The 5,569-nt window shown below is 64.7% G+C and carries 6 protein-coding genes; all 6 read left to right on the plus strand.

Translation table 11 applies throughout. The features are described from left to right. Positions 1–11: 11 nt before the first annotated feature. Positions 12–1,379: a high-affinity branched-chain amino acid ABC transporter permease LivM gene (gene livM, locus ACFP9U_RS23505; RefSeq protein WP_378625181.1), complete on the plus strand. Its 1,368-nt coding sequence runs from the start codon at positions 12–14 to the stop codon at positions 1,377–1,379. Beyond that, entirely contained in the window at positions 1,379–2,503 is a 1,125-nt protein-coding gene (locus ACFP9U_RS23510; protein ID WP_378625174.1) for an ABC transporter ATP-binding protein, read from the plus strand. Before livM ends, ACFP9U_RS23510 begins: the two co-directional genes overlap by 1 nt. Continuing rightward, complete coding sequence (locus ACFP9U_RS23515) at positions 2,500–3,234, plus strand: ABC transporter ATP-binding protein (RefSeq protein ID WP_378625176.1); 735 nt, start codon at positions 2,500–2,502, stop codon at positions 3,232–3,234. Before ACFP9U_RS23510 ends, ACFP9U_RS23515 begins: the two co-directional genes overlap by 4 nt. Further along, the gene (locus tag ACFP9U_RS23520; RefSeq protein WP_378625177.1) at positions 3,234–3,587 is read left to right on the plus strand and encodes a DUF6867 family protein; all 354 of its coding nucleotides are present in this window, start codon (positions 3,234–3,236) and stop codon (positions 3,585–3,587) included. Before ACFP9U_RS23515 ends, ACFP9U_RS23520 begins: the two co-directional genes overlap by 1 nt. A 231-nt stretch (positions 3,588–3,818) precedes the next feature. Continuing rightward, positions 3,819–4,919 (plus strand): branched-chain amino acid ABC transporter substrate-binding protein, encoded by a 1,101-nt coding sequence (locus ACFP9U_RS23525; RefSeq protein ID WP_378625179.1) that lies wholly within the window; start codon positions 3,819–3,821, stop codon positions 4,917–4,919. Positions 4,920–5,051: 132 nt separating this feature from the next. Then, a partial coding sequence (locus ACFP9U_RS23530; RefSeq protein WP_378625180.1) for a biotin carboxylase N-terminal domain-containing protein occupies positions 5,052–5,569 on the plus strand: 518 nt, incomplete at its 3' end.

The following is a 5,569-nucleotide window of genomic DNA, read 5'->3' on the forward strand; positions in this document are numbered from 1 at the left end:
CGCCGCGCACGATCCGGGCGGCGCCGACGACCAACCGATTTGCCGATTCCCTGCGCGACGCCGCGGCTGCGGCGTTCCTGGCCGCGGTGCTCGGCTTCTTCCTGATCGGAATACGCACCGACATCGCTCCCGGCGGGCTGGACCTGACGACGCGATGGGGCGCGTGGATCGTCTCCATCCTGGTGGTCTTCGCCGGCCGGCTGGCGCTCAGCCTCTTCGTCTTCCGGACCGATAATCCGGTCACCCAGACGCTCGGCGGGGCGTTGTCCGGCGTGATAGAAGCCGTGCCCGGCGGGCTCGGCAAGTGGCTGGGGCGGGCTCTGCTCGCCTTCGCACTCGTGCTCCCCTTCTTCTTCACCAACTTCTTTCCCGGGCGCGACCGGCAGTTCATCGACCTGGCCATTCTCATCATGACCTACATCATGCTCGGCTGGGGGCTGAACATCGTGGTCGGCCTGGCCGGGCTGCTCGACCTTGGCTATGTGGCCTTCTACGCGGTGGGCGCCTATTCCTTCGCGCTTTTGGCCCACTATTTCGAGATCGGCTTCTGGAGCGCGCTGCCGCTCGCCGGCATCCTTGCGGCCTTCTGGGGGGTCATTCTCGGTTTCCCCGTGCTGCGGCTGCGCGGCGACTATCTTGCCATCGTCACGCTTGCCTTCGGCGAGATCATCCGCGTTGTGCTGTTGAACTGGTACCAGTTCACGGGCGGCCCCGACGGCATCTCGGGTATTCCCAAGCCGACCTTCTTCGGCCTGGAGCTTTCGCGCGGCGACGACGGCTTTGCCGCTTTCTTCGGCATCGAGTACGATCCGATCCAGCGCTTCATCTTCCTCTACTATATCATCCTCATCCTCGCCCTGATCACCAACCTGGTCACCATCCGGCTGAGAAAACTGCCGATCGGGCGCGCCTGGGAGGCGCTGCGCGAGGACGAGATCGCCTGCCGCTCGCTTGGCATCAACACCCGCAACACCAAGCTGACGGCGTTCTCGATCGGGGCCTTGTTCGGCGGCCTGGCCGGCTCGTTCTTCGCCACGCGCCAGGGCTTCATCTCGCCGGAAAGCTTCACCTTCCTGGAATCGGCGATCATCCTGGCCATCGTTGTGCTGGGCGGGCTCGGGTCGCAGATCGGCGTCGTCATCGCCTCGGTGGTGATGATCGGCGGCATCGAGATGCTGCGCAATCTCGGCTTCCTCACGCATGTCTTCGGACCCGGTTTCGACCCGGTCCAGTACCGCATGCTGATCTTCGGTCTGGCGATGGTGTTCATCATGGTGTGGAAGCCGCGCGGCCTGATCTCGACACGCGAACCCTCGACCGTGCTGAAGGAGAAGAAGCGCATCGATGCCGGTATGGTTGCACAGGGTGAGGGGCACTGATGGCGGCTGAGACGAAAGCGGCACCCAAGGCGTCCGTGCGCAACTGGGAGCAGGATCCGATCCTCTCCGTCGAGCATCTGACCATGCGCTTCGGCGGCCTGGTCGCGGTGGGCGATCTCTCCTTCGACGTCGGGCGGGGCGACATCACCGCCCTTATCGGGCCCAACGGCGCCGGCAAGACGACGGTCTTCAACTGCGTGACGGGTTTCTACAAGCCCACCGAAGGGCGCATCGTCATGCGCCACGGTCCCGGCCGGCTGGACGAGATGGTCAAGACCGTGACCGACAGCGGCCTGCGCTGGAAGAAGAGCGGCCAGGCGGGCGTCTTCCTGCTCGAGCGCATGCCCGATCACGAAATCTCCCACAAGGCCAAGGTGGCGCGCACCTTCCAGAACATTCGCCTGTTCGGCGGCATGACCGTGCTGGAGAACCTCCTGGTGGCCCAGCACAACCCGCTCGTGGTGGCCTCCGGCTTCACCTTCGGTGGCATCCTCGGCCTGCCGGGCTATCGCCGCGCCGAGCAAGGGGCCATCGACAAGGCCGTCTACTGGCTGGAGCGGATGAATCTGGTGGATCGCGCCGACGACCCGGCCGCCGACCTGCCCTACGGCGCCCAGCGACGGTTGGAGATCGCGCGCGCCATGTGCACCGGTCCGGAGCTTCTGTGTCTGGACGAACCGGCCGCGGGGCTCAATCCGCGCGAATCCGCGGAGCTGAACGCGCTCCTGAAGTTCATCCGCGACGAACACGCCACCTCCGTGCTTCTGATCGAGCACGACATGGGCGTCGTCATGGAGATTTCAGACCATATCGTCGTGCTCGACTACGGCGAAAAGATATCCGACGGCGATTCGGAGAAGGTGCGCACCGACCCGGCCGTCATCGCCGCCTATCTGGGCGTCGAGGAGGAAGAGGAAATCGACGTGCCCGAGGTTCTGGAGGACGTCGCGGAAGCGGTCGGGGATACCGGCGGCGTGGCCGTCAAACCGAAGCCGGCGGCGAAGAAAACCGCGACGAAGAAAACAGATGCCGCCAAGACGGCAGCGAAGAAGACGCCCGCAAGGACCGCATCCGCGCGCACGCGCAGGAGAACCAAGAGCGGCGGCCAAGGAGGGGGCTCATGAGCAGCGGTGCCGAAACCCTGCTGTCGGTGCACGGGGTCGAAACCTATTACGGCAAGATCGTCGCCTTGCGCGGCGTGGACCTGGAGGTCCATCGCGGCGAGATCGTCGCCATGATCGGGGCGAACGGGGCGGGCAAGTCGACGCTGATGATGACGATTTGCGGCGACCCCAAGGCCCGCAAGGGCCAGATCGTCTATGACGACATGGACATCACCGCCATGCCCACCCACGAGATCATGCGCCTCGGCATCGCCCAGTCACCGGAGGGCCGGCGCATCTTCCCGCGCATGACGGTTATGGAAAACCTGCAGATGGGCGCCTCGCTGGTCGATCCGAAATATTTCGAGGACGACCTGAAGCGCGTGTTCGACCTCTTCCCGCGGCTGAAGGAACGTATTCACCAGCGCGGTGGCACGCTTTCGGGCGGCGAGCAGCAGATGCTGGCGATCGGCCGGGCGCTGATGAGCCGGCCGAAGCTGCTCCTTCTGGACGAGCCTTCGCTCGGGTTGGCGCCGCTCGTCGTCAAGCAGATCTTCGACGCCATCCGCGCGCTCAACGAGAGCGAGGGGTTGACGGTGTTCCTCGTCGAGCAGAACGCCTTTCACGCGCTCAAGCTCGCCCATCGCGGTTATGTGATGGTCAACGGCAACATCACCATGAGCGGCACGGGCCGGGAGCTATTGCGCCGGGAAGAGGTGCGCGCGGCCTATCTCGAAGGTGGGAGGCACTGATGGAGAACGAGAACGCACTCTTGTGGGAAGTCACCTTCTGGGAGTTCTTCTTCGTCACCGTGCTTTTGGCAGGCGGCGCGGCCTATCTGACCGGGCGCGCCATCGCGCGCGCATGGCAACCCAATCTGCAGCTTTTCGTGTATATCGTGCTCTTGGCCGCGGCGGCTCGCTTCATCCACTTTGCGCTGTTCGGGGGCACGCTCCTGACGCTGCACTATTACGTGGTCGACCTGATCGTCCTGTCGGCGATCGCTTTTCTGGGAAAACGCGTCACACGCGCGCGTCAGATGACGACGCAGTACCGGTTCCAGTATGCAGGCACCGGACTTCTCAGCTGGAAGGCGAGAGGCTGACGCGAAACATGGGTTGCCCGCATTTTCATACACCTCGCGTCGCATTCGGTCCGGACCGGTGACGGGGTAGGCGTGTGGAATGCGGGTTGCCGGCCGAAAGTCTTTATTTCCCTTTGAAATTGGGCTTTCATGCCGGTCAGGCGGGAAAATCCCGCGCGGGCAGAACCGGAAAGCCGAACACCATTTCCGGAATGCACAAGGGAACCTCTGGTGTTTTTCAAGGGAGTAGTCATGAAAAAGACACTGTTGGCCGGGGCGGCGCTCAGCCTCGTGATGACTGGCTCCGCCTGGGCCGATATCACTATCGCCACGGCGGGGCCGATGACCGGGCAGTACGCCTCCTTCGGCGCGCAGATGAAGGCCGGTGCCGAGCAGGCCGTCGCCGACATCAATGAGGCGGGCGGCGTCAATGGCGAGATGCTGCGGCTCGAGGTCGGTGACGATGCTTGCGATCCGAAGCAGGCCGTGGCCGTGGCGAACCAGTTCGCCGGCGAGGGCGTGGTCTTCGTTGCCGGACACTTCTGCTCCGGTTCCTCGATCCCCGCCTCGAACGTCTATGCCGACGAGGGCATCATCCAGATCTCTCCGGCATCGACCAATCCGTCCTTCACCGACAACCGCCCCGGTCCGGGCGTCTACCGCGTCTGCGGCCGCGACGACCAGCAGGGCGACGTGGCGGGCCAGTTCCTGATGGAAAACTTCCCCGACGCGAAGGTCGCCTTCGTCCACGACAAGACGGCCTATGGCAAGGGTCTCGCCGACGCCACCATGGCGGCCTATGAAGAGGCGGGCGGCACGCCGGCGCTCTACGAGGCCTATACGGCCGGCGAGAAGGACTATACGGCGCTCGTCTCGAAGCTGAAGCAACAGGGCGTCGACGTCCTCTATGTCGGCGGCTACCACACCGAGGCCGGCCTGATGGTGCGGCAGATGCGCGAGCAGGGCATGGATACGCTGCTTGTGTCGGGTGACGCGCTGGTCACCGACGAGTACTGGGCCATCACCGGTGACGCCGGCGAAGGCACGCTGATGACCTTCTCGCCCGATCCGCGCAAGAACGAGATCGCCAAACCGGTGGTTGACGCGCTGCTGGCCGCCGGCAAGACGGCCGAGGGTTACGCGCTCTACACCTATGCGGCCATCCAGGCCTGGACGCAGGCGGTCGAAGAGGCCGGTTCCACGGATTACGACCCGGTGGTCGAGGCGCTGGACGCCGGCACGTTCGAGACCGTTCTCGGCGAGCTCGAATTCGACGACAAGGGCGATGTCACGCTGCCCGGTTACGTCTTCTACGAGTGGAACGACGGCCAGTACGACTATCTGGAGCAATAAGCCGAAAGGCAGACGCTTGTTCCGGCGGCCCGGCATGGAGACATGCCGGGCCGTTCTCCTTCGGGACGAGATGACGGGGTTTGCACGGGGATGGCGGGCACGCTAAACAATTGCCGAGTTCACACCGGAGCAATGCCAGTGAAGATCCAGAAACTCCTCGTCGCCAACCGTTCCGAGATCGCCATCCGTGTCTTCCGCGCCGCCAACGAGCTGGGCATCAAAACGGTCGCAATCTGGGCGGAGGAGGACAAATATTCGCTGCACCGCTTCAAGGCCGACGAATCCTATCAGGTGGGACGCGGGCCGCACCTCGAGCGTGATCTCGGACCCATCGAGAGCTATCTGTCGATCGACGAGGTGATCCGGGTCGCAAAGCTCTCCGGTGCCGACGCCATTCATCCGGGCTACGGGCTGCTCTCGGAGAGCCCCGAATTCGCCGACGCCTGTGCGGCCAACGGCATCGTCTTCATCGGCCCCAGGCCGGAGACCATGCGCCGGCTCGGCAACAAGGTCGCCGCGCGCAATCTCGCGGTGGAGGTGGGCGTGCCGGTGGTGCCGGCGACGGCGCCGCTGCCGGACGACATGGACGCCGTCGCGAGGATGGCCGAGGAGGTCGGCCTTCCGGTGATGCTCAAGGCTTCGTGGGGCGG

It is taken from the genome of Nitratireductor sp. GCM10026969, assembly GCF_042660605.1.
GTDB lineage: Bacteria > Pseudomonadota > Alphaproteobacteria > Rhizobiales > Rhizobiaceae > Chelativorans.